The sequence below is a fragment of the Streptomyces sp. NBC_00090 genome (assembly GCF_045160815.1).
Taxonomy (GTDB): Bacteria; Actinomycetota; Actinomycetes; order Streptomycetales; family Streptomycetaceae; genus Streptomyces.
On record NZ_CP108224.1, the window covers coordinates 4060547 to 4082892 of the forward strand.

The 22346-nt window shown below is 71.9% G+C and carries 25 protein-coding genes; 8 read left to right on the forward strand and 17 right to left on the reverse strand.

Annotation, left to right across the window (positions count from 1 at the left end; genetic code table 11):
• Positions 1-32 precede the first annotated feature (32 nt).
• The 3 genes from tilS to dacB form a co-directional block, all read right to left on the reverse strand.
• Positions 33-1052 (reverse strand): tRNA lysidine(34) synthetase TilS, encoded by a 1020-nt coding sequence (gene tilS, locus OG361_RS17940; RefSeq protein WP_405854744.1) that lies wholly within the window; start codon positions 1050-1052, stop codon positions 33-35.
• A gap of 208 nt (positions 1053-1260) precedes the next feature.
• Positions 1261-2400: a zinc-dependent metalloprotease gene (locus tag OG361_RS17945; protein ID WP_405854746.1), complete on the reverse strand. Its 1140-nt coding sequence runs from the start codon at positions 2398-2400 to the stop codon at positions 1261-1263.
• Between the two features lie 80 nt (positions 2401-2480).
• Entirely contained in the window at positions 2481-3977 is a 1497-nt protein-coding gene (dacB, locus tag OG361_RS17950) for a D-alanyl-D-alanine carboxypeptidase/D-alanyl-D-alanine-endopeptidase (RefSeq protein ID WP_405854748.1), read from the reverse strand.
• Between the two features lie 103 nt (positions 3978-4080).
• Here dacB and OG361_RS17955 point away from each other — a divergent pair, with 103 nt between their 5' ends.
• Positions 4081-4572: an inorganic diphosphatase gene (locus OG361_RS17955; protein WP_024758444.1), complete on the forward strand. Its 492-nt coding sequence runs from the start codon at positions 4081-4083 to the stop codon at positions 4570-4572.
• Between the two features lie 212 nt (positions 4573-4784).
• Positions 4785-6455, forward strand: a complete 1671-nt coding sequence (locus tag OG361_RS17960; RefSeq protein ID WP_405854751.1) for a threonine/serine exporter family protein — start codon at positions 4785-4787, stop codon at positions 6453-6455.
• Between the two features lie 69 nt (positions 6456-6524).
• Here the strand turns inward: OG361_RS17960 and OG361_RS17965 are convergent, their stop codons facing one another.
• The gene (locus OG361_RS17965) at positions 6525-7253 is read right to left on the reverse strand and encodes a DedA family protein (RefSeq protein WP_405854753.1); all 729 of its coding nucleotides are present in this window, start codon (positions 7251-7253) and stop codon (positions 6525-6527) included.
• A 152-nt stretch (positions 7254-7405) separates the two neighbouring features.
• Here OG361_RS17965 and OG361_RS17970 point away from each other — a divergent pair, with 152 nt between their 5' ends.
• A complete protein-coding gene (locus OG361_RS17970; RefSeq protein WP_405862316.1) occupies positions 7406-7774 on the forward strand; it encodes a YbjQ family protein in 369 nt (122 codons plus the stop codon).
• A 132-nt stretch (positions 7775-7906) separates the two neighbouring features.
• Here OG361_RS17970 and OG361_RS17975 read toward each other — a convergent pair whose 3' ends face one another.
• Entirely contained in the window at positions 7907-8668 is a 762-nt protein-coding gene (locus OG361_RS17975) for a MerR family transcriptional regulator (protein ID WP_405854755.1), read from the reverse strand.
• 132 nt (positions 8669-8800) lie between these two features.
• Here OG361_RS17975 and OG361_RS17980 point away from each other — a divergent pair, with 132 nt between their 5' ends.
• Both OG361_RS17980 and OG361_RS17985 read left to right on the forward strand, forming a co-directional pair.
• A complete protein-coding gene (locus OG361_RS17980) occupies positions 8801-10090 on the forward strand; it encodes an ion channel protein (protein WP_405854757.1) in 1290 nt (429 codons plus the stop codon).
• A 33-nt stretch (positions 10091-10123) separates the two neighbouring features.
• On the forward strand, positions 10124-11542 hold the full coding sequence (locus OG361_RS17985) for a glutamate decarboxylase (protein WP_405854759.1): 1419 nt from the start codon (positions 10124-10126) through the stop codon (positions 11540-11542).
• 121 nt (positions 11543-11663) lie between these two features.
• Here OG361_RS17985 and OG361_RS17990 read toward each other — a convergent pair whose 3' ends face one another.
• From OG361_RS17990 to OG361_RS18020, 7 genes are all read right to left on the reverse strand, one after another.
• Positions 11664-12746, reverse strand: a complete 1083-nt coding sequence (locus OG361_RS17990) for a WD40/YVTN/BNR-like repeat-containing protein (protein WP_405854761.1) — start codon at positions 12744-12746, stop codon at positions 11664-11666.
• A gap of 306 nt (positions 12747-13052) precedes the next feature.
• Entirely contained in the window at positions 13053-13817 is a 765-nt protein-coding gene (locus OG361_RS17995; protein ID WP_405854763.1) for an ABC transporter permease, read from the reverse strand.
• On the reverse strand, positions 13814-14767 hold the full coding sequence (locus OG361_RS18000; protein ID WP_405854765.1) for an ATP-binding cassette domain-containing protein: 954 nt from the start codon (positions 14765-14767) through the stop codon (positions 13814-13816). Before OG361_RS18000 ends, OG361_RS17995 begins: the two co-directional genes overlap by 4 nt.
• 92 nt (positions 14768-14859) lie before the next feature.
• Entirely contained in the window at positions 14860-15486 is a 627-nt protein-coding gene (locus OG361_RS18005; protein WP_405854767.1) for a PadR family transcriptional regulator, read from the reverse strand.
• A 54-nt stretch (positions 15487-15540) separates the two neighbouring features.
• Positions 15541-16080 (reverse strand): DinB family protein, encoded by a 540-nt coding sequence (locus OG361_RS18010; protein ID WP_405854769.1) that lies wholly within the window; start codon positions 16078-16080, stop codon positions 15541-15543.
• 132 nt (positions 16081-16212) lie between these two features.
• On the reverse strand, positions 16213-17670 hold the full coding sequence (locus tag OG361_RS18015) for an aldehyde dehydrogenase family protein (protein ID WP_405854771.1): 1458 nt from the start codon (positions 17668-17670) through the stop codon (positions 16213-16215).
• 52 nt (positions 17671-17722) lie between these two features.
• Positions 17723-18595, reverse strand: coding sequence for a helix-turn-helix domain-containing protein (locus OG361_RS18020; RefSeq protein ID WP_405854773.1), 873 nt, complete (start codon positions 18593-18595; stop codon positions 17723-17725).
• A gap of 329 nt (positions 18596-18924) precedes the next feature.
• On the opposite strand from OG361_RS18020, the gene OG361_RS18025 reads away from it, so the two are divergent.
• A complete protein-coding gene (locus OG361_RS18025; RefSeq protein ID WP_405854775.1) occupies positions 18925-19425 on the forward strand; it encodes an ATP-binding protein in 501 nt (166 codons plus the stop codon).
• Positions 19426-19513: 88 nt separating this feature from the next.
• Here OG361_RS18025 and OG361_RS18030 read toward each other — a convergent pair whose 3' ends face one another.
• The 5 genes from OG361_RS18030 to rpmG all read right to left on the reverse strand — a co-directional run bounded on the left by OG361_RS18030 (position 19514) and on the right by rpmG (position 21680).
• On the reverse strand, positions 19514-19747 hold the full coding sequence (locus tag OG361_RS18030; protein ID WP_405854777.1) for a DUF397 domain-containing protein: 234 nt from the start codon (positions 19745-19747) through the stop codon (positions 19514-19516).
• Between the two features lie 117 nt (positions 19748-19864).
• Complete coding sequence (gene rpsR, locus OG361_RS18035) at positions 19865-20113, reverse strand: 30S ribosomal protein S18 (RefSeq protein ID WP_405854779.1); 249 nt, start codon at positions 20111-20113, stop codon at positions 19865-19867.
• Positions 20114-20117: 4 nt separating this feature from the next.
• Positions 20118-21245, reverse strand: a complete 1128-nt coding sequence (locus OG361_RS18040) for a CobW family GTP-binding protein (RefSeq protein WP_405854781.1) — start codon at positions 21243-21245, stop codon at positions 20118-20120.
• A complete protein-coding gene (locus OG361_RS18045; RefSeq protein WP_405854783.1) occupies positions 21245-21511 on the reverse strand; it encodes a type B 50S ribosomal protein L31 in 267 nt (88 codons plus the stop codon). Before OG361_RS18045 ends, OG361_RS18040 begins: the two co-directional genes overlap by 1 nt.
• A gap of 4 nt (positions 21512-21515) precedes the next feature.
• The gene (gene rpmG, locus OG361_RS18050; RefSeq protein WP_384137337.1) at positions 21516-21680 is read right to left on the reverse strand and encodes a 50S ribosomal protein L33; all 165 of its coding nucleotides are present in this window, start codon (positions 21678-21680) and stop codon (positions 21516-21518) included.
• Between the two features lie 63 nt (positions 21681-21743).
• Between rpmG and rpmB the strand changes: the two genes are divergently transcribed.
• Positions 21744-21980 carry a 50S ribosomal protein L28 gene (gene rpmB / locus OG361_RS18055; protein ID WP_405854785.1) on the forward strand — a complete coding sequence of 79 codons (237 nt, stop codon included), beginning with the start codon at positions 21744-21746 and terminating at the stop codon, positions 21978-21980.
• Positions 21980-22285, forward strand: coding sequence for a 30S ribosomal protein S14 (gene rpsN / locus OG361_RS18060; RefSeq protein ID WP_405854787.1), 306 nt, complete (start codon positions 21980-21982; stop codon positions 22283-22285). The genes rpmB and rpsN overlap by 1 nt, the downstream gene beginning before the upstream one ends.
• Positions 22286-22346 lie beyond the last annotated feature (61 nt).

A 22346-nucleotide genomic window follows, 5' to 3' on the forward strand; every position in this document is an offset into this window, starting at 1 on the left:
GTTCACCCGGGTCACTTTCGTTGCAGCGTGCGTCAGCCTTGCCGGATGACCAGTCTGCCACCCTGGCGGCGGGCTTCGACTCGGCCGGGCAGGTTGATGGTCCCCTGGCCGCGCCAGCCGGTGATGAGCCGGTCGACTTCCTCGATGTGGCGGGCGAAGAGGGAGCCGGCGGGGGCGCCCTCGGCGATGACGGCGCGGCGCAGGACGCGGCGGCGTACGGCGGGGGGCAGTCCGAAGAGCTTGGCGCACTCGAGGGTGCCCGCCTCGTCGCGTACGGCGGTCTCGGCGTCGGCGGCCCAGGTGTCGAGGGCGTCGGCATCGTCCCGGGAGAGCTGGGCCGTCCGGGCGAGGGCTTCGACGACGCCCTTGCCGAGGGCTTTCTCCAGGGCGGGGAGGCCTTCGTGGCGGAGCCGGGAGCGGGTGTACGCGGGGTCGCTGTTGTGGGGGTCGTCCCAGACGGCGAGTTCCTGCGCGATGCAGGCCTTGCGGACGGTGTGGCGGTCGAGCTGGAGGAAGGGGCGCCGGTAGCGTCCGGCGGCGCCGGAGACGGCGGCCATGCCGGAGAGGGACCGGATGCCGGAGCCGCGGGCGAGGCCGAGGAGGACGGTCTCCGCCTGGTCGTCGCGGGTGTGGCCGAGGAGGATGGCGGCGGCTCCCTGGCGCTCGGCCGCGGCGTCGAGGGCGGCGTAGCGCGCGTCGCGGGCGGCTGCCTCGGGTCCGCCTTCGCGGCCGACGGTGACGGTGACGGCCTCGACGGGGGTGAGGCCGAGGGCGGTCATGCGTCCGGCGACCTCGGCGGCCCGGGTGTCGGAGCCGTCCTGGAGGCCGTGGTCGACGGTGATGCCGCCGGCGCGCACGGGGAGTTTGCGGGTCTCGAAGGCGAGCGCGGAGGCGAGCGCCATGGAGTCGGCGCCGCCGGAGCAGGCGACGAGCACGAGGGGTTCGTGTCCGTCGTGCGCGGTGGCGGGGTCGGTCTGGTGCTCGGTGAGGACGTCGTGGAGTACGCGGCGGACCGCCAGGCGTATCGCCGCGACCGCAGGATGGGGACCCATGTCCGGTGCCCTTCGTGATGGGGTGGGGTGCCTCGGTCGGAGTCTTAACGGTCGGAAAGGGGGGTTCGGTCACTCAGAGTGCGTCGATGGTGACAGAAACCCGGCCGTTACCCGAGCATTGCACGCCTCACCCCATGCCCAGGGTCCCTCGGATGGGTGATTGGCGGGTTGTTCTCCCGTGTTTCCTACGCCGTGCGGCGCACCTGCCTCACGAGTCTGCCTTACGGTGCACCCGCGCGATCCAGTCGGCGGGAGCGGCGATCTCGGACTTGGTGGGGAGCGTGTTGGGGGAGGTCCAGACGCGGTTGAAGCCGTCCATGCCGACCTGGTCGACGACGGCGCGGACGAAGCGCTCGCCGTCGCGGTACTGGCGGAGTTTGGCGTCGAGGCCGAGGAGCTTGCGCAGGGCGAGGTCGAGTCGGGAGGCGCCGCGGGCCCGGCGCTGCTGGAACTTCTCGCGGATCTCGGCGACGGAGGGGACGACGTCGGGGCCGACGCCGTCCATCACGTAGTCGGCGTGGCCTTCGAGCAGGGACATGACGGCGGTGAGGCGGCCGAGGATCTCGCGCTGCTCGGGGGTCTGGACGATCTCGACGAGGGAGGGGGCGGGTTCGCCCTCCTCGCCCTCGGGGCGGCCGCCGGCCAGGGCCTGGGCGGCTTCGCGGAGGCGCTCGACGACGGTGCCGGGGTCGACGTCGGTGGCGGCGAGAAAGGACTGGATCTCGCCCTGGAGGTGGTCGCGGAGCCAGGGCACGGCGGTGAACTGGGTGCGGTGGGTCTCTTCGTGGAGGCAGACCCAGAGGCGGAAGTCGTGTGGCGAGACCTCGAGTTCGCGCTCGACGTGGACGATGTTGGGCGCGACGAGGAGGAGGCGGCCGCCGCCGTTGGCCCCGGCGGGGAGTTGGCGGGTGGCGGGGGCGAAGGTCTCGTACTGGCCGAGGATGCGGGAGGCGAGGAAGGACAGGAGCATCCCGAGTTCGACGCCGGTGACCTTGCTGCCGACGGCGCCGAGGACGGCGTTGCCGGGGGTGGTGGAGCGGCGCTCCTGCATCTTGCCGAGGAGGGGGGTGAGGAGCTCGCGGAAGCCGGCGACGTTGGCCTTGATCCAGCCGACGCGGTCGACGACGAGGACGGGGGTGTCGTGGACGTCCTGGCCCTCGGGGAGCATCCGGGTGTAGGCGCGGACGTGTTGCTCGGCGGCTTTGGCGTGCTTGCGGAGTTCGGCGACGACCTCGCGGGCCTCGTCGCGGCTGACTTCGGGTCCGGGCCGCACGAGGCGGGTCGCGGTCGCGACCGCGAGGTTCCAGTCGACCATCCCGGATGTGCCTGCGCCACCGATGCTCGTCATGCGTCAACCGTACGGTCTCGGCGCCCGATCGGTGCGGGTTCGGTGCAGGTCGGACGCGGGTCGTGCGGGTGGTTCGGCCGTCAGTTCGGTGCCGCGAGGGCGGCGGAGAGCCGGTCGAGGGCGGGCTGTGCCTCGTAGGGGGAGAGGGTGCTGCCGGCGAGGAAAGCGAAGGCGAGGAGCCGTCCGTCGGGGGTGACGACCGTTCCGGCGAGGGTGTTGACGCCGGTGAGGGTGCCGGTCTTGGCGCGGACGAGTCCGGCGCCTGCGGTGGCGGGTGCGGTGTCGAAGCGGCCGGCGAGGGTGCCGGTGAAGCCGCCGACGGGCAGGCCGGTGAGGAGCGGGCGGAGGGCCGGGTGGGCGGGGTCGGCCGCGCGGGTGAGGAGGGCGGTGAGGAGGGCGGCGGAGACGCGGTCGCGTCGGTCGAGGCCGCTGCCGTCGGCGAAGCGGGCGCCCGCGAGGGGGAGTCCGAGTCCGGCGAGTTCGTCGTGTACGGCCTTTTCGGCGCCCTGGAAGCTCGCGGGCTGTTCGCGGGCGATGGCGGTCTGGCGGGCGAGGGCCTCGGCGAGGTCGTTGTCGCTGTGGGTGAGGGTGCGCTCGGCGAGCTCGGCGAGGGGGGCGGAGTACGTACGGGCGAGGGGGGCGGGCTTCGGGGCGGGGGCGGGCTTCGGGGTGGAGCCGGTCTGGGTGCCGGTCTTCGGGGTGCCGGTCCTGGGGGTGGGGCTGGGCGCCGGGGCGGGGGCGGGATCGCCGGTGACCGTGATCCCGGCGTCGGCGAGGAGGCCGGCGAAGGCGGTGGCGGTGGCGCCGGCCGGGTCGGCGCTGCGGGGCGCGGGGCCGCTGCCGCTCGCGTCCAGGCGTCCCCCGCGGGTCATGAGGGCGGTAACGGGGGCGAGGTTCTCGTTGGGGCCGATGGGGTGCAGCTCGGGGCCCGTGTAGAGGCTCGTGTCGTAGGTGAGCCGTACGGAGGTGTGGCCGCGGGTCCTGAGGGCGCGGGCGGTGTCGGCCGCGAGGGCGCGCAGGCGGGCCGGGTCGAGGGTGGGGTCGCCGCCGCCGGTGAGGGTGACGGTGCGGCCGTCGGTGGAGGCGGTGACGGTGGTGGGGATGCGGTGGTCGGGGCCGAGTGCGGAGAGCGCGGCCGCGACGGTGGCGATCTTGACGGTGGAGGCGGGTGTCATGGGGGTGCCGGCGCCCTCGCCGTACAGCTGGGTGCCGGTGGCGGTGTCGACGACGGAGGCCGTGCGGAGCGGGCCGAGGCCGGGGTCGGCGAGGAGCGGTACGAGGACGGCGGCGAGGTCCGCGGGGCGGCCGGCGGGGCGGCCGGCGGTGGCCGGGGCGTGCAGGGCCGGGAGGACGCCGGGGGCGCTGGGGGCGGGGGCGGGGCGGCGGGGCGCGGCGGGGGCCGGGGGCGGGGGCGGGGCGTGATGTGCGCCACCCGCCGCGGGGGCGGCGGCGCGGGCCCGCTCGGCCGTACGCTGACCCGAGTCCCACGGGCCGGCCGCGGTCACCGCCACGGCGGCCAGGGCCAGACCGAGGGCGGCGGAGCCCGCCGTGAGCTGCCACATCCTCGGCTCCGGCATGTGATGACCAGCCCCTTTCGCGATCACGGTCGTCCGTGAGGGACACTTAATCACCGCGCGTCGTCGCGAGCATTCACTTGTGTTGATTCAGGAGGAGCCACCCGTGGAGTTCGACGTTCTCATCGAGATCCCGAAGGGATCGCGGAACAAGTACGAGGTCGACCACGAGACGGGTCGCATCCGCCTGGACCGTCGTCTCTTCACGTCGACGGCCTACCCGACCGACTACGGCTACGTCGAGAACACCCTCGGTGAGGACGGCGACCCGCTGGACGCGCTCGTCATCCTCGACGAGCCGACGTTCCCGGGCTGCCTGATCAAGTGCCGCGCCATCGGCATGTTCCGCATGACGGACGAGGCGGGCGGCGACGACAAGCTGCTGTGCGTCCCGGCCACCGACCCGCGCATGGAGCACCTGCGGGACATTCACCACGTGGCGGAGTTCGACCGCCTGGAGATCCAGCACTTCTTCGAGGTCTACAAGGACCTGGAGCCGGGCAAGTCGGTCGAGGGCGCTGACTGGGTCGGTCGCGCCGAGGCCGAGGAAGAGATCGAGAAGTCCTACGCGCGCGCCAAGGAGCAGGGCGGCCACTGAGGCCTCGCTCTCCGGATCGGCGGCCGGCGCTCCGGTCCGGCCGGTCCTCCGGTCTTCTGATCTTTGGTCTTCTGATCTCTGATCTCTGATCTTCCGGCCGGTCTTCTGGTTCATGTGAAGGCGGTGCACCTCTTTGGGGTGCACCGCCTTTCGCACATCCGTCGCACACTCATACTGGAACCCACGGTTCCCGAGGTAGTGAGGCGGACAGAGTGGTGGCGGAGCCGGACGGCTCGAAGGGTGCTCCGGGCGAGGCTCCGGAGGACCGGAAGCCGCAGTCGGACGAGGCGCGGAGCGCGTTCGTCCCGCCGGCCGGGGTCGAGCAGCCCGCGCCGCCCGAGGAGGAGCATCCGACCTCCGAGTTCGCGCTTCCGCCGGGGCTGACCGCGGAGCCGCCGTCCGAGCAGGAGGGTTCGGCGTTCGCGACGCCGGCCACGTACTCGGCGAAGAACTCGCCTCCCGCGTTCACCCCTGCGTACGGGGTGCCCCTGGTGCGGCTGCCGCAGGACGCGCCGTGGCAGGACCGGATGCGGACCATGCTGCGGCTGCCGGTGGGTGAGCGGCCGGTGCCTGAGGCGCCGCGCAAGGAGGACGAGACGGGGCCCTCGGTGCCGCGCGTCCTCGACCTGACCCTGCGCATCGGCGAGCTGCTGCTCGCGGGCGGGGAGGGCGCGGAGGACGTCGAGGCGGCGATGTTCGTGATCTGCCGCTCGTACGGTCTGGACCGGGTCGAGCCGACGGTGACCTTCACCCTGCTCTCCGTCACGTACCAGCCGTCGCTCGTCGACGCCCCGATCACGGCGAACCGGACGGTGCGGCGCCGGGGCACGGACTACACGCGGCTCGCGGCGGTGTACACGCTGCTCGCCGACATCAACGCGCGGGCGCACGAGGTGACGCCCGAGGAGGCCTACCGGCGGCTCGCGGAGATCCGCCGGAACCGGCACCCGTATCCGGGGTGGGTCCTCACGGCGGCGGCGGGAGTGCTGGCCGGTGCGGCCTCGGTGCTGCTCGGCGGTGGCGCGACGGTCTTCCTGGTGGCCGCGCTGGGCGCAGTGCTCGGCGACCGGCTGGCGTGGCTGTGCGCGGGGCGCGGGCTGCCGGAGTTCTACCAGTTCCTGGTGGCGGCGATGCCGCCGGCGGCGATGGGCGTGCTCCTGACGATGCTGCACGCGGATCTGCGGCCGTCGGCGGTGATCACCGGTGGGCTGTTCGCGCTGATTCCGGGGCGGGCGCTGGTGGCGGCCGTGCAGGACGGTCTGACCGGCTTCTACATCACGGCCTCGGCCCGGCTCCTGGAGGTCGCCTACTTCTTCGTGGCGATCGTGGTGGGCGTGCTGTCGGTGCTGTACATCGCCGTGCAGTTCGACGCCCAGCTGAACCCCGAGGGGGCGCTGCGGGCGGTGGAGCGGCCGGTGACGCAGATCCTGGCGTCGATGGTGCTCTGCGCGACCTTCGCCATCCTTCTGCAGCAGTCGCGGGCGACGGTGCTCTTCGCGACGTTGAACGGCGGGGTCGCGTGGGTGATCTACGCGTCGATCGCGGTCACCGCGGAGGGCTCCACGGTCATGGCGACGGCCGTGGCGGCGGGCCTGGTGGGGCTTTTCGGGCAGCTGATCGCCCGATACCACCACACCTCGTCGCTGCCGTACGTGACGGCGGCGATCGGCCCGCTGCTGCCCGGTTCCGCGACCTACTTCGGGGTGCTCGCGATCGCCCAGAACAACCTGGACCAGGGCTTCGCGTCCCTGGCGAAGGCGGCGGCGCTGGCCCTGGCGATCGCGATCGGCGTGAACCTGGGGAGCGAGCTGGCCCGCCTCTTCATGCAGGCCCCCGGCGCGGCCGCGGCCCGCAGGGCGGCGAAGCGCACCAGGGGCTTCTAGCGGGTGTGCCCGGGCCCGGGAGCCCGGGTGCCGGGAACTTGGGGCCCGGGGCTCTCCGGTGCTTCTCGTCTAGCGCTTGGCGTGGCGGCCGCGGGAGGACGGGGGGTTGGGAGTGCCGGGGGCGTCGTGGCCGCCGTGACCGCCCTGGTCGACGTGGTCGCCGTCGGCCTTGGCCTTCTTGGACTGGGAGCGGGCGCGGAGGTACTCGATCACGATCGGGATCACGGAGAGAAGGACGATCCCGACGAGAATCATCTCGATGTGCCGGTGCACGAATTCGACCTTGCCGAGGGAGGCGCCGAGCAGGGTCACGCCCGCGCCCCACAGCACACCGCCGATGATGTTGAACGTGATGAACTGGCGGTAGTTCATGCGGCTGACGCCGGCGATGATCGGCGTGAACGTCCGCACGATGGGGACGAAGCGGGCCAGGATCAGCGACTTCGGGCCGTGCTTCTCGAAGAACTCGTGCGCCTTCTCGACGTTCTCCTGCTTGAAGAGCTTGGAGTCGGGGCGCTTGAAGAGGGCCGGGCCGACCTTGCGGCCGAAGAGGTATCCGACCTGGTCGCCGATGACCGCCGCGGCCACGATCAGCGTGCACATCAGCCACAGCGGCATGTCCAGCTTGCCGGTCGTGATCAGCAGGCCGGTGGTGAAGAGCAGCGAGTCGCCGGGCAGGAAGAACCCGATGAGGAGGCCGGACTCGGCGAAGACGATGGCCAGGACACCGATCGGACCAAAGGTCTGAATCAGATGGTCCGGGTCCAGCCAGCTCGGTCCGAGGGCAAGCGTGTTCACGGGTTCCGGGCTCCTGCGGTCGGTGGGGGCTTGGGGGACGGCTGGCCCCAAGCTATCAACGCGGGCAGGACCCGCCCGGTTCCACCCGGCTCCCACGGGATGCGGAGCGGGCCTCCGGGCCCGAGTGTGGGGGGTCAGGAGGTGCAATGCCGATGGGCATCGAGGAGTACGGAGGCGGCCAGGGGCCGCACCCAGACGTGCTGGTCGTGACGACGAACGATGTGCCGGGCTTCGAGGTCCGGCAGGTCATCGGTGAGGTCTTCGGGCTCACCGTGCGCTCGCGCCATCTGGGCAGCCAGATCGGCGCGGGGCTGAAGTCGATGATCGGCGGTGAGCTGAAGGGCCTGACGAAGACGCTGGTGGAGACCCGCAACCAGGCGATGGAACGGCTGGTGGAGCAGGCCCGGGCGCGCGGCGCGAACGCCGTGCTGATGTTCCGCTTCGACGTGTCGGAGGCGGCGGACGTGGGCACGGAGGTCTGCGCCTACGGCACGGCGGTGGTGATCGCACCCCGCGCGTGAGCCGCGGGGGCCCCGACGGCCCGACGGCCGGGAGACCCGGCCGTCGGGCCGTCGGGTTTTCGGGCCGCTGGGACTTCGGGCCGTCGGGATTCCGGCCGTCGGGATTTCGTGCGGGTCAGGATTTCGGGCGGGTCAGGCCGCCAGGCGGCGGGTGTTCGCCCGGACGGCGGCGCGGAGGTGTTCCGGCAGGCCCGGATGGATCGCCTCGTAGAAGGCGTGGAAGTTCTCGTCGGCGACGTACATCTCGGCGAGCTGCTCGTGGGTCTTCGGGTGGCAGTCGAAGAACCAGGTGGTGAGGTGGCGTCGATGGGCCTCGGCGAGGTCCATCGCCTCCTCGGCCCCGGGGGCCACGCCCCGGTCCATGAGGGCGCTGTAGGCGGCGCCCCAGGCGTCCACCTCGTCCTTCATGCGCTGCCAGTCCTCCTTGGTGTACTCCGCGGCGCGGGCCTGGGCCCGCTCGTGGGAGTCGGTGCCGCCCCAGCGGCGGGCGGACTCCTCGGCGTACCGCTCGGGGTCCTTGTCCCCGAAGACCTCGAACTTCTCCTCGGGGGTGAGGTTGATGCCCATCTTCTTCGCCTCCATGGCGTGCTCGACGGCCGCCGCCATCCTCCGGAGCTCCCCGATCCGCGCCGTCAGCAGCGCGTGCTGCCGCCGGAGGTGCTCCCGCGGGTCGGCGTGCGGGTCGTCGAGGAGGACGGCGACCTCTTCGAGGGGGAAGCCGAGCTCCCGGTAGAACAGGATCTGCTGGAGTCTGTCGAGGTCCGCGTCGTCGTAGCGGCGGTGGCCCGCCGCGCTGCGGCCACTCGGAGAGAGCAGCCCGATCGCGTCGTAGTGGTGCAGCGTGCGCACCGTGACCCCGGCGAAGCCGGCGACCTGTCCCACGGAGTGGCCCATCGGCCGTCCGCCCTTTCTCTCGGTACGCGTGTCAGCCTCGGGCCTGACGTGACGTGAGGTGCAAGTCCGTACGAGCCGGTTCCGGCCGAATCTCGGGATGTTATGTCGCTTTTGCTCACCTATGGTGGGGCGGTGGCCACTGATCATGCTCCGCCCGCTCCGCCGCCCTCCCCGTCGGAGGGCCCCTCCCGGGTCCTGCTGCGGCAGGTCCTGCCCGCGCTCGCGGTCGGCGTCGGAGCGAGCCTCCTGCTCCTGGGGATCAGTTCCCTCGCGGATGAGTTCCAGGGCGTGCTCTGGGACGACCTGCCGGACGCCCTCGGCATCGGCGGCTACTCCTCCCTCTGGATCATCATCATGCTCACGGCGACCGGTATCGCCGTGGGTCTCGTCGTGTGGAAGGTGCCGGGACACGCCGGCCCCGACCCGGCCTGCGAGGGTCTCGGCGGGCCGCCGCTCGCCCCCGGAGTGGTGCCGGGCCTGCTGCTCGCGGCCACGCTCGCGCTGGCCGGCGGGGTCAGCCTCGGCCCCGAGAACCCGATCATCGCGGCCAACATCGCCCTCGCCTACTGGCTCGGCAGCAAGGCACTGCCCTCGGTGCCCGCAGCCGCCTGGGTCGTCCTCGCCTCGGCCGCCACCATCGGCGCCCTCTTCGGTACGCCGGTGGCCGCCGCCCTCGTCATCTCCGAGGCCCTGACGGCGCAGCCGGGCCCCGGCTCCCTCTGGGACCGGCTCTTCACGCCGCTCGTCGCCGCCGGCGCCGGATCGATGACCACGGAGCTGCTCTCCGAGCCGAGCTTCGACATGGGGCTGCCGCCGCTGACGGACCCCGGTTGGGGCGACCTCCTCGCCTCCCTGGTCATCGCCTCCGCCGCGGCCGTCTTCGGCCTCGCCTCCTGCTACCTCTTCCCCTACTTCCACGCCGCCTTCCAGAGGCTGCGCCACCCGATGCTGATGCTGCCCCTCGGCGGTCTCGTCCTCGGTCTCCTGGGCGCCCTCGGCGGGAAGCTGACCCTCTTCAAGGGCCTGGAGCAGGTCAAGGAGCTCACCGCCTCGATCGGCAGCTGGTCCTCCGGTGACCTGGCCAAGATGGCCGCGGTCAAACTCCTCGCCCTCCTCGTCGCCGCCGCCTGCGGCTTCCGCGGCGGCCGCATCTTCCCCGCCGTCTTCATCGGGTCCGCCTTCGGGCTGTTCGCCCAGGCTCTCGTCCCCGAGGTCCACCCCTCCGTCGCCGTCTCCTCCGCCGTTCTCGGCGTCCTGCTCGCCACCACCCGGCTGGGCTGGATCAGCCTCTTCACCGGGGCCATCCTCGCCCCCTCCCCCGCGATGCTCGCCGTGCTCTGCCTGGCCTCCCTCCCGGCCTGGCTGATCGTCACCGGACGCCCCCAGCTCCAACTCGACAAGACCGGCACCTCCCTGCACTGACCCCTCCCCCCACCCGGACAGAAGGAGCCCCCCATGCCGCTGCACAAGGGTCCCGACGCCTCCCCGCACGAGCCCGAGCGCCGGCTCGCGCTCAACCCCTTCTTCGGAGAGGCCGACCCCATCGGCGGCATGACCGAGGCCCCGCCACGCCACCAGCTGCCCGCCGGTCCACTGCCCCCGATGAGCGCCTATCAGATCGTCCACGACGAGCTCATGCTCGACGGCAACTCCCGGCTCAACCTCGCCACCTTCGTCACCACCTGGATGGAGCCCCAGGCCGGTGTCCTGATGAGTGAGTGCCGCGACAAGAACATGATCGACAAGGACGAGTACCCGCGCACCGCCGAACTGGAGCGCCGCTGCGTCGCCATGCTCGCCCAGCTGTGGAACGCCCCGGACCCGGGCGCGGCCGTCGGCTGCTCCACCACCGGCTCCAGCGAGGCCTGCATGCTCGCCGGCATGGCGCTCAAGCGCCGCTGGGCCAAGAAGAACGCCGACCGTTACGCGGGCGGCGCCCGCCCCAACCTGGTGATGGGCGTCAACGTCCAGGTCTGCTGGGACAAGTTCTGCAACTTCTGGGAGGTCGAGCCCCGGCTCGTCCCCATGGAGGGCGACCGCTTCCACCTCGACGCCGAGACCGCCGCCGCGCTCTGCGACGAGAACACCATCGGTGTCGTGGCCGTCCTCGGCTCCACCTTCGACGGCTCCTACGAACCCGTCGCCGAGATCTGCGCCGCCCTGGACGCGCTCCAGGAACGCACCGGCCTCGACGTCCCCGTCCACGTCGACGGCGCCTCCGGCGCCATGATCGCGCCCTTCCTCGACGAGGACGTCGTCTGGGACTTCCGCCTCCCCCGCGTCTCCTCGATCAACACCTCCGGTCACAAGTACGGCCTGGTCTACCCGGGCGTCGGCTGGGCGCTGTGGCGCTCGCCCGCCGAACTCCCCGAGGATCTCGTCTTCCGCGTCAACTACCTGGGCGGCGACATGCCCACCTTCGCCCTCAACTTCTCCCGGCCGGGCGCCCAGGTCGTCGCGCAGTACTACACCTTCCTGAGGCTCGGCCGGGAGGGCTACCGCGTGGTGCAGCAGACCACCCGGGACGTCGCCCGCGGCCTCGCCGAGCGCATCGAGGCCATGGGCGACTTCCAGCTCCTCACCCGCGGCAACCAGCTACCCGTCTTCGCCTTCACCACGACGCCCGACGTCACGTCCTTCGACGTCTTCGACGTCTCCCGGCGGCTGCGCGAACGGGGCTGGCTGGTCCCCGCCTACACCTTCCCGGCCAACCGCGAGGACCTGTCGGTCCTGCGCGTGGTCTGCCGGAACGGCTTCTCGGAGGACCTCGCCGGGCTGTTCGTCGAGGACCTGAACCGCCTGCTGCCCGAACTCCGGAGCCAGTCCGGTCCGTCCACCCACGACAAGACCGCCGCCACCTCCTTCCACCACTGAGCCACGACCGGGCCGGGGGCCCGACGTCCGACCCTCAGCCCCCTCGGGCCTCGGGCCTCCGGCACCCGGAACCCCGGGTGCCCGGGTGCCCGGGTGCTCAGGGGCTCAGGGGCTCAGGGGCTCAGGGGACGTCGTCCCCGCAGGCGAGCCGGAACTCCGACCACCGCACCCCGTCCGCGGTCAGCGCGTACTGACACCGGGACGACTCGCGCAGCAGTCCCAGCGGGGTGCGACGGGTGAAGGGGGATCCGTCGCCGGACGGGACGAACGTACGACCGCCGTCCTCGCTCACGTACCCCGCGAGCTCCCCGCCGATCTCCACCCGGCCGCCGGGCCCCGGAACCGGCAGCCCGAGCAGCGTGCGGGGCTCCCGCTCCGGCCCCGTGGTCCACATCCGCTGCCACGTCCGGCCCCCGTCCACGGAGCGGTGCAGTGCCCGCATCGGGTTCTTGACGGGGGCGCCGCCCTTCAGCTCCCCCATCTCCGCCGCGTACACCGCGTCCGGGCCGACCGCCACCGCCGTGTACCACCCGGGCCGGGTGTCGGGGCTCGGCAGCCGGCTCACCGTCCAGCTCCGGCCCGCGTCCCGTGAGACGGCGACCGCCGCCCGCCCGGAGAGCGGATCCGTCCCCGACACCCACCAGGACCCGTCGGGCTCCGGCTGCTCCGCCGGTCTCGGATGCGCCCCGAGGAGCGGCACCCGGGCCAGCGCCCGGCGCCGCCCGTCCTGCGCCGAGACCACGACGAGCCGCTGTCGGTCGCACGAGTCGGGCAGCGCCTCGGCGGGCGCGGCGCAGTCCGTGGCGAGCACCGATCCGGCCGGTATCTCCGGGGTCGTGCCGACCGTACGCCGATCACCCGCGCGCCAGCTCCGGCCGCCGTCCCGGGTGAACCAGGTCCGGGCGGCCGGCTCGGCGCCCCCCTCCTCGATCAGCGCCCGGCCCGGCCCGAGGGCCAGCAGATTCGCCGAGACGCCCTCCGTCCCCGCTGCCTCGGGGAGCGGTGACCTCCGCAGCACCCACTCCTTCGCCCCGGCGTCCCGCACGGCCACGTGCTGCCGGCAGAAGCCGCTCTCCGGCGCCGCCGGGTCGCTCACGCAGTCGGCGAGCAGCACGAACCCGCTGCCGTCGCGCGCGAAGCCCGGACTGTGCGCCCAGCCGGGCAGCCCCGGCGAGGACGGCAGCCGGGGCGGCGCCCCGAACACCCCCGTCGGTCCCGTCGGTCCCGAAGGCCCGGACGAACCCGTCCGAGACCCCGATCCGGATCCCGATGCCGATCCCGGGGCCGGGGTCGTCCCCGTCCCCGTCCCCGACCCTGGCCCCGGCCCCGACCCTGGCCCCGGCCCCGTCCCCGTACAACCGGTCAGTACCACCAACACCAGCGCCACGACGGCGCCGGCCGCTCCCACGAGCCTGCGCATCGCACGATCCCCCTGCCCCTCGGGCGGTCCGCGGTGAACCACTGCCTTCAATACACCGCTCGCCGCCTTCGGGTTCCCACCTCCGTGCCGCTACTTTCCGAGCCGCCCGAACTTCCGTACCGCCAGCGGGAAGAAGACCGCCAGCAGCACCAGCGGCCACACCATCGCCGCCGTGATGTGCCCCGGTTCGCCGCCCGGATTGCCGAAGAGTTCGCGCACCGCCGTCGCGGTCGCCGACATCGGGTTCCACTCCACGACCGTGCCGAGCCAGCCCGGCATCGACTCGGGCGAGGCGAAGGCGTTGGAGAGGAAGCCGACGGGCCAGACCAGGATCTGAACCGCCGTCACCAGCTCCGCCCGCCCCGCGACCAGGGCGAGGAAGATCCCGATCCACAGCATCGCGAAGCGCAGCAGGAGCAGCAGCCCCAGCGCCCCCAGGAAGCTCGCGGCTCCACCGCTCGCCCGCCAGCCGATCGCGTATCCCACGCCCACCATCACGAGCAGCCCGACCGTCGACTGGAGCATGTCGGCGGTCGCCCGCCCGACCAGGACGGCGCCGTCGGCCATCGGCATCGACCGGAAGCGGTCGATCACGCCCTTGTTCAGGTCCTGCGTCACCGCCGTCATGGTGCCTTCGAGCCCGAAGACCATCGTCAGGGCGAGCATGCCGGGCACGAGGTAGTCGACGTAGTCGCCCGCGACGGCCCGGCCGCCGCCGACGAGGTAGCCGAACATCAACAGCATCATCACCGGGAACACGAGCCCGACCAGGACCTGCACCGGCTGCCGCGCCCAGTGGGCCAGCTCGCGGCGGGTCATCGTCCAGCAGTCGCTCACCACGTACGCGGCGCTCATGCCACGGTCTCCTTCTCTCGCTCCGTCAGCCGCAGGAAGGCCTCGTCCAGCGTCGGCCGCCGCAGGGCGATGTCCTCCGCCTCGATCCCGGCCTCCGCGAGGGCGCGGACGGTCTCGGTGAGCGAGGCCATCCGGTCCGTCACGGGCGCGCCGAGCCGCCGCCGGTCGGCGTCCACGCTCACCTCCGCCCGGGCGGCGGCGGCCAGCAGGCGGGCCGCCTCGTCGAGCCGTGCCGCGTCCCGTACGACCACGTCGATGCGGTCCGCGCCGACCCTCGCCTTGAGCTCGTCGGCCGTGCCGTCGGCGACGACCCGGCCCCGGTCGACGACCGAGATGCGGTCGGCGAGCTGATCGGCCTCCTCCAGGTACTGGGTGGTGAGGAGGACGGTCGTGCCCCCGTCGACGAGGGAGCGCACCGACTCCCAGACCTCGCCGCGGCCGCGCGGGTCGAGCCCGGTCGTCGGCTCGTCGAGGAAGAGCACCTCGGGTTCGGTGATCAGCGAGGCGGCCAGGTCGAGCCGTCGCCGCATGCCGCCGCTGTACTGCTTGACGGGCTTGCGCCCGGTGTCGGCGAGCCCGAAGCGCTCCAGGAGCTCGTCGGCCCGCGCCCCGGCGCCCCGCGCGCCCAGGTGGTGGAGCCTGCCGAACATCTCCAGGTTCTGCCGGCCGCCCAGCTCCTCGTCGAGGGCGGCATGCTGCCCGAGCAGCCCTATTCGCCGCCGTACCTCCCGGGCCTCGGTCCGTACGTCGTGGCCCGCGACCCGCACCAGCCCCTCGTCGTGGCGCAGGAGCGTGGCCAGGATCCGTACCGTCGTGGTCTTTCCCGCGCCGTTGGGGCCCAGCAGGCCGTGGACGGTGCCGCGTCCGACGGCGAGGTCCAGCCCGGCCAGGGCATCCTTCTCCCCGTACCGCTTCCGTGCGCCCTCCATGAGGATCGCGTCCCTGTCCATTCCGATTCCTCCCGAAAACACCTTAGTCAAATTTGACCAGTTGCCGCCGACTGAGGAAGTTATGCCCTCACAGGACACCTAGTCAACTTTGATCAGTCGGCGGATCCCGTCGCGAACGGGTTCTCCTCGCCCTCGGCGAGCACGCCCACGAAGGGGTCGCCCTCGCCCGCGAACACGTACGCCCCGCCCTCGATCCGCTCGATCAGACCGAGCGTCCACTCCTTGCCCGCGTCCGCCGAGTGCACCCAGAGGTGCATGATCTCGCCGATGTGCCCGAGCTGCCCGGGGCCGCCCTCCGGCGTGTAGTACTCGGTGACCGCCGACCGCCACTCGTCGAGCGCCCGGACCCGCCGGCGCAGCAGCTCCGCCGCCTCCTCCCGGGGAAGGTCCACGATGAAGCCGATGCCCGCCGACAGGACGTCCATCTTCTGGTCGTACGTGGTGAGGGCCTCGCGCAGCAGCGTGAAGTACTCCTCCGTGCCCCGCTCCGTCAGCTCGTACTCGACGCGCGGCGGGCCGCCGACCGCGCTCGGCGCGATCTCGTGGGCGTGCAGCAGTCCCTGCTTCGCCATCTGCTTCAGCGCGTGATAGATCGAGCCGGGCTTGGCGTTGGACCATTCGTGCGCGCCCCAGAACTCCAGGTCGTTGCGCACCTGGTAGCCGTGGGCGCGGCCGTGCTGCTTCACCGCGCCCAGGACGAGCAGCCGGATCGCCGACATGCCACGTACCTCCCTAGTCAATTTTGACCAGGGTACGGGGGCCGTCCCCCGGTCTCATCCCTGCCGCTCCGCCGCGATCAGCTCGAAGGAGCCCTTGCCGTCCAGGGACTCGCGGACGATGTCCGCGTGCCCGGCGTGGCGCCCGGCCTCCTGGACGAGGTGGAGCAGCATCCAGCGGATCGACACCCGGCCGTCCTTGGGGAACCAGGGCGCCTCGGGCAGCGGGAAGGTCTCGTCCAGGCTCGGCGCGGAGTGGACGAAGTCCTCGGTCTCCTTCGCCACGCCCGCCCAGAATTCGATGATCTCCGGGATCGTCTCGTCCCCGACGAGCCGGAAGCCGTCGCCCCAGGTCTCCTGGGTGCGCTGCTTCTCGTTCGGCCGCTGCTGCGCGAGCCGGAGCCAGTTCAGCTCCACCTCGGCGACGTGCTTGAGCAGGCCGGACAGGCTCAGCTCACTGACGCTGGGGCGGCTCGCCGCCTGCTCCTCGGTGAGCCCGAGGAGCGAACGGCGGATCGCGGCGCGCTGGGCCTCGATGAAATTGAGGAGCGCGCCGCGCTCGTCGCCGTGGGCCTCGGTGGGAACAAGAGCGACCATGGTGTCCGCCTTCCGTAGCGTGAGGTGAATCGTGTGGACCTTCTCGACACCGACCACGCTACGGACCCTTGCGGACAGGTTCTGTCCTAGACGCGGACCAGAAGGGGGACCAGAAGGGGGACCAGAAGGGGATCAGAAGGGGAACCGGCTCCGGCCGTGCTGGATGGAGATCCACTTCTGGGTGGTGAAGACCTCCACCATCGCCTCGCCGTTGAGCCGCCCGACGCCCGAGTGCTTCTCGCCGCCGAAGGGCACGATCGGCTCGTCGTGCACGGTGCCGTCGTTGATGTGGATCATGCCGGTGTGGATGCGCTTGGCGACCCGTACGCCCCGCTCGATGTCACCGGTGTGGACGGCGCCGCTCAGTCCGTACGGGGTGTCGTTGGCGATCCGCACGGCCTCCTCCTCGCCGTCGAAGGGGATGATGAGCGCGACCGGGCCGAAGATCTCCTGGCTCAGCACGGGCGCGTCGGCGGCGATGCCGGTCAGGACGGACGGGGAGACGACGTTGCCGTCCACCGAGCCGTGGAGCAGCGCCGTCGCTCCGGCCGCCACCGTCTGGTCGACGATCGAGGAGACGGCCTTCGCCTGCTGGGAGTTGATCAGCGGGCCGATGTGGGTGGCGGGGTCGGCCGGGTCGCCGACGCGCAGGGTCTTCACCTTCGCCACGAACTTCTCGGTGAACTCCTCCTCCACGCTGCGGTCCACCAGGATGCGGTTGGCGGCCATGCAGACCTGGCCCTGGTGCACGAAGCGACTGAAGACGGCCGCGTCCACCGCGTAGTCGACGTCGGCGTCGTCGAGGACGATCAGGGCGCTGTTGCCGCCGAGTTCGAGGACGGCGTGCTTGAAGTTCTGCGCGCAGACCGTGGCGACGTGGCGGCCGATCCGGTCGGAGCCGGTGAAGGAGATGACCTTCGGGACGGGGTGGGTGAGGAGCGCGTCGCCGATCTCGGCGATGTCGGTGACGACGACGTTCAGCAGGCCGGCCGGGAGCCCGGCCTCCTCCAGGACCTTGGCGACGAGGGTGCCGCCGCAGATCGGGGTGTTCTGGTGGGGCTTGAGGACGACCGCGTTGCCGAGGGCGAGCGCGGGCGCCACCGACTTGATCGAGAGGAGGAAGGGGAAGTTGAAGGGGGAGATGACGCCGACGACACCGACCGGGAGGCGGTAGACGCGGTTCTCCTTGCCGTCCACCGGGGAGGGCAGGAGGCGGCCCTCGGGGCGGAGCGCCAGCTGGATCGCCTCGCGCAGGAACTCCTTGGCGAGGTGCAGCTCGAAGCCGGCCTTGAGGCGGGTGCCGCCGAGCTCGGCGACGATCGTCTCGGCGATCTCCTCCTCGCGGTCCTCGAGGATCCGCAGCGCGCGCTCGAAGACGAGCCGGCGCGTGTACGGGTTGGTCTCGGCCCACTCGGCCTGGGCGCGCTCGGCGGCCCGGTAGGCGCGGTCGACCTCAGCCGCCGTGGCGACGGTGATCGACGCCAGCTTCTCCCCGGTGTACGGATTGAAGTCGATGATGTCCCACGAGCCGCTGCCCGGCTTCCACTCGCCGTCTATGTACTGGTGGGCCAGCTCGGTGAAGTGCGACATGGATCGAGACCCCTCTACCCGCCAACTGATGTCGCGTCATCGTACTTATGTGTCAGGAGAGTTGGAGGAGTCCTCGGAGAAGGTCCCGGCTTTCGGCCGGATCCGGACTGTCCTTCTGGAGGCGCTCCATCACGCGCTGGTACTGGGCGACCTCCTCGCGCTTGTCGAGGTAGAGCGCGCTGGTGAGCTGCTCCAGGTAGACGATGTCGGAGAGGTCCGACTCGGGGAAGCTCAGCATCGTGAAGGCGCCGCTCTCACCGGCGTGGCCGCCGAAGCTGAAGGGCATGACCTGGAGGGTGACCCCGGGGTGCTCGGAGATCTCGATGAGATGCCTCAACTGGCCCTGCATGACGGATCGGTCGCCGTAGGGGCGGCGCAGCGCGGCCTCGTCGAGGACGGCGTGGAACTGGGGGGCCCGCTCGGAGACGAGGACCTTCTGGCGCTCCAGGCGCAGGGCGACGCGGCGGTCGATCTCGGCGCTCGGGGCCTCGGGCATGCCCCGGGTGACGACGGCCTGGGCGTAGGCCTCGGTCTGCAACAGCCCGTGGACGAACTGGACTTCGTAGACGCGGATGAGGGAGGCGGCGCCTTCGAGGCCGATGTACGTGGGGAACCAGCCGGGGAGGACGTCACCGAAGCTGTGCCACCAGCCGGTGACGTTGGCCTCGCGGGCGAGGCCGAGGAGCGCGCCGCGCTCGGTCTCGTCGCCGACTCCGTAGAGCGTGAGCAGATCCTCGATGTCCCTTGCCTTGAAGCTCACCCGTCCCAACTCCATGCGACTGATCTTGGATTCGGACGCGCGGATCGAGTAGCCGGCCGCCTCGCGGGTGATTCCGCGCGACTCGCGCAACCTCCTCAGCTGGGAGCCCAGCAGGATGCGCCGCACCACGCTCCCGCTCGCTCCACCGGATTCGCCTGCGGTCACGGCTCTCAGCCTCCCCTTTACGGTGTCGAGCCCCCGTCGAGCCCCGGATTCTGCCATCAAACGCTTCAGCGCGTACACATTCGATTACGGAAAGGGGCGACTTCCGGGCACCTGCTCGACGGAACGGGGCCCGGGGCACACCGATTCGCCTGTCAACCCGTAGAAGATATGCACAGATTCACCACAGGGACGGACAGGTCCGGCGCGTGCACGTGCATCTGCCCTTGCATCCAGTGGTCGCATTCGGAACCATGGACCCCGCGCAGCCGCGTACTCGTTCGTGTTGTCGTGTTGTCGCACCACAGTCGCGATTCCCGGGAGTGCCTCGCATGGGGACGAATGGATCGACCGTGCTCGAGCCGTTAAGGCAGGGCCTTCCGCCGATCGATCCCGGCGCTGTCTCCACCTCCGCCTCCTGCGCCCTGCCCGCCCGGTACGAAGCCGTGCGCGGGGCCCGGAAGTTCACCAGCGCCACGCTCGACCGGTGGGAAATGACCGACCGCTTCGACGATGTCGCTCTGGTCGTCTCCGAGCTCGTCACCAACGCGCTGCGCCACGCGGTACCCGCCGACGCGCCTCAGGAAGAAGGCCAGAACCCGCCGGTGCGACTGCACCTCATGCGCTGGGCCTCGCGCCTCGTGTGCGCCGTGCGCGACCCCAGCCGGGAGAGCCCGGAGGCGCGCGGCGGCGAGGAGGACTTCGCCGCCGAGTCGGGACGCGGGCTCTTCCTGGTGGACTCGTTCAGCGACAGCTGGGGCTGGCACCCGCTCGCCGGGACGCTCCAGGGCAAGGTCGTGTGGGCGCTGTTCCGGGTGGGTCCGGAGCAGTAGCGCGGGAATGTCGTACGGAAGAAGGGCCCCGGCGGTCTCCGCCGGGGCCCTTCCTCGTGCCGTCCTCGTGCCGTCCTCGTACCGCCGCTCACACCAGGTGGTCGAACTCCCCGTCCTTGACGCCGAGCAGGAGCGCCTCTATCTCCGCCGGCGTGTAGACGAGTGCGGGCCCGTCGGGGTAACGCGAATTGCGTACGGCAACGCTTCCCCCCGGAAGTTTCGCGAACTCCACGCATGATCCCTGGGAGTTGCTGTGCCTGCTCTTCTGCCACACGACGCCTCGCAGCTCCGTGGCCGCCATGCCGTTGTACGCATGATGCACTGGTAGCTCCCCGAGTTGCTTGGTGCAGGTGTCAACTTCCTCGGATCATAGCTGTGTTCATATGCCAATGCATGAGCAGATGCACGTGCACGGGGGGTGGCGTAGTGGCTACGCGACTCAGCGTGCTACCGCGAAGTACGGCAGAAGTGCCATCTCACGGGCGTTCTTCACGGCCCTGGCGATCTGCCGCTGCTGCCGCGCGCTCACCCGGGTCACCCTACGGCTCCTGATCTTCCCCCGGTCGGAGACGAACCTCCGCAGCAGGTCGGTGTCCTTGTAATCGACGTGGTCGACATGGAGGACGCCGTCACGGTCGAGGGGGTTGGGTCGCGCCTTCACCGGCTTGCGCGGGGGCTTCGTGGGCATGGGGTCAGACCTCCAGGAGATGGTCGAAGTCGGAGCCGAGCCCCTTCCAGGACTCGCGCCCCGCGGCGTACTCGGCGTCGGTGAGCAGGCAGGAGCCGAGGAGCTCGGCCAGACCGTCGCGGTCGAGACCGGGCGAGGTGAAGACCAGGTGCTGGCAGCGGTCGCCGTGCTCCGGGTGCCAGTCCAGGGCGGCGGCGGCCCGCCGCAGCGGCGGCACCATCTCCCAGGCAGCGTCGGGCAGCGAGGCCAGCCAGGGACCGGCGCTCTCCACGCAGAGCGCGCCGCCCGCCGCGTCCCAGGCGAGCAGGGTGTCGGGCCGGTCGGCCAGGTAGAAGCGGCCGCGGCTGCGGGCGGCGGCGCAGGTCAGGTCCTCCAGGGCGGCCCAGAGCCGCTCGGGGTGGAAGGGCCGGTGGTGGCGCCAGACGTACGTGCCGACGCCGTGGTCGTCCGCCTCCTGCGGCAGCAGCGCGCAGGCCGGGTGCTGGGCGGCGGCCGCGGCCTCCACGTCGAAGCCGGCGAAGACCGCGGCGGCGAGCCCGCCGCCCTCGACCGGGATCCGCAGGGCGGTGGGGTGGAGCTGGTCGAGCAGGGCCCGGTCCTCCCCGCCGGCCTCGGGGCTCTCGACGACGGCGAGGACGGGCGCGTACTCCAGCTGGCGCGCCCAGGTGTCGGCGACGGTACGCCGGTCTGTGGCGGCCGCGGCGAGCCCGACGTCGGCGAGGTCGTCGCCGTTGCCGAGGTACGGCAGGAGGAGCGCCGGGTCGACGGCGGTGACGACGGCGCCGATGCGGAAACCGGCTTTGGCGACGACCTCGGCCATCGCCCTGGGCTCGACGGAGTCCCAGAGCTCGACGACGGCGAGCCGGGTGAGGCCGGAGTCGCGGAACCGTTCCAGCTCGGGGACGAGGTCCTCGCGCAGGGCGCAGCAGGCGCAGTCGTTGACGAGCGGTGTCTCGCCGGTGGACAGCACCCCGGTGGCGTCCCGGACGGTACGGGCGACGGTCCCGGTCTCCGGGGCCGTCGCGAGGTCGTGGTGGAGCGCCACGCTGCCGGGGACGTCGGCCAGGAGCCGGTCCACGGCAGCGCGGCGGGCGTCGGAGTGAAGACCTCCGACGAGGGCGACGGAGAGCATCAGGGGGCCTCGCGCCGTCCGTACCGCTTCTCGAAGCGCTCCACGCGGCCGGCGGTGTCGAGCACGCGCGCGGTGCCCGTGTAGAAGGGGTGGCTCGCCGAGGAGATCTCGACGTCGACGACGGGGTAGGTGCGCCCGTCCTCCCACTCGACCGTCCTGCCGCCGGTCCTGTCGGCGGTGAGCGTGGAGCGGGTGAGGAAGGCGAAGCCGCCCGCCTTGTCGCGGAAGACGACGGGCTCGTACGGGGGGTGGATGCCGGGCTTCATGGGCTCAGCGCTCCTCTCGGAAGTCGACGTGACGGCGGACGACCGGGTCGAACTTGCGCAGGGTGAGGCGGTCGGGGTCGTTGCGGCGGTTCTTGCGGGTGACGTAGGTGAATCCGGTGCCGGCGGTGGACCGGAGCTTGACGACGGGGCGGAGTTCGTTACGGGCCATGGTGTGTAGAGTAAATGAAAATGGTTCTCATTTCCAATATCTCTACGGAGAGGTAGGTCACCCTTGTCCGCCCACTGCCAGCTGACCGGAGCGCAGCCCGGATTCGGCAACCGGATCTCGCACTCCCACCGGCGCACCTCACGCCGCTTCGACCCCAACATCCAGCGCAAGCGGTACTGGCTCGCCGGCGAGGGCCGGTACGTGCGGCTCACGCTCAGCGCCCGCGCGATCAGGACCGTCGACGCCATCGGCGTCGAGGCCGCCGTGGCCCGCATCCGGGCGCGCGGGGGGAAGGTCTGATGGCCAAGCGCAGCAAGATCGCGCGCAACGAGCGCCGGAAGACGATCGTGGCGCGGTACGCCGAGCGGCGGGCCGAGCTGAAGGAGATCGTCCGCCGCCCCACCACCCCGGCCGCCGACCGCGAGGCGGCGGTACGCGAACTCGCCCGCCAGCCCCGGGACGCGAGCGCGACCCGGGTACGGAACCGGGACGCCGTGGACGGCAGGCCCCGGGGCCACCTGCGGAGGTTCGGCATCTCCCGGGTCCGGCTGCGGGGGCAGGCGCACGCGGGCTTCCTGCCGGGGGTGCGGAAGGCGTCCTGGTGAGGGGCTGAGGAGCCGGGTCGGCTCGCAGCCGACAGGCGTCGGCCATCGGCCATCGGCCATC